Annotated in this window: 1 pseudogene; it reads right to left on the reverse strand. The window is 65.4% G+C overall.

Annotated elements, in window-relative coordinates:
- Window positions 1–636, reverse strand: a pseudogene (locus AC1DLB_RS31530) (calcium-binding protein); the annotation flags it as partial.

A 636-nucleotide genomic window follows, 5' to 3' on the forward strand; every position in this document is an offset into this window, starting at 1 on the left:
CCTGCACTGCAGCAGTGCCAGTTCGCCGGCCTGGTCGAGGATATAGGTGTCGTCGCCGGCGCCGCCGATCAGCGTATCCAGCCCCGCGCCACCGTTGAGCACGTTGTTGCCGCTGTTGCCGGTCAGCACGTTGTTCAGGGCATTGCCGACGCCGTTGAGGTTGTCGCTGCCGGTCAGGGTGAGGTTTTCCAGGTTGGCGCCCAGGGCCCAGCTCACCGAGGCGCGTACGGTGTCGATTTCGCTCGCCAGGGTGCTGGTTTCGGTGACCGTGTCCTTGAGGTTGTCGACGATGTAGGTGTCGTTGCCGAAGCCGCCCATCATCACGTCGGCGCCGAGGCCACCATCCAGCACGTTGTTGCCGCTGTTGCCGATCAGCACGTTGTTCAGGGCGTTGCCGGTGGCGTCGAGCTGGTCGCTGCCGGTGAGGGTCAGGTTCTCGAGGTTGCTGCCCAGGGTGTAGCTGATCGACGACAGCACCGTGTCGATCTCGGCCAGCGAGGTGCCGCGCTCGATTACCGTGTCGCCGAGGTTGTCGACCACGTAGGTGTCGTTGCCAGCCCCGCCGTCCAGGGTATCAGCCCCGGCCTTGCCGTCGAGGAAGTTGGCGGCGGCGTTGCCGGTGAGGCTGTTATCGAG

It is taken from the genome of Pseudomonas sp. 05N434, from assembly GCF_056396965.1.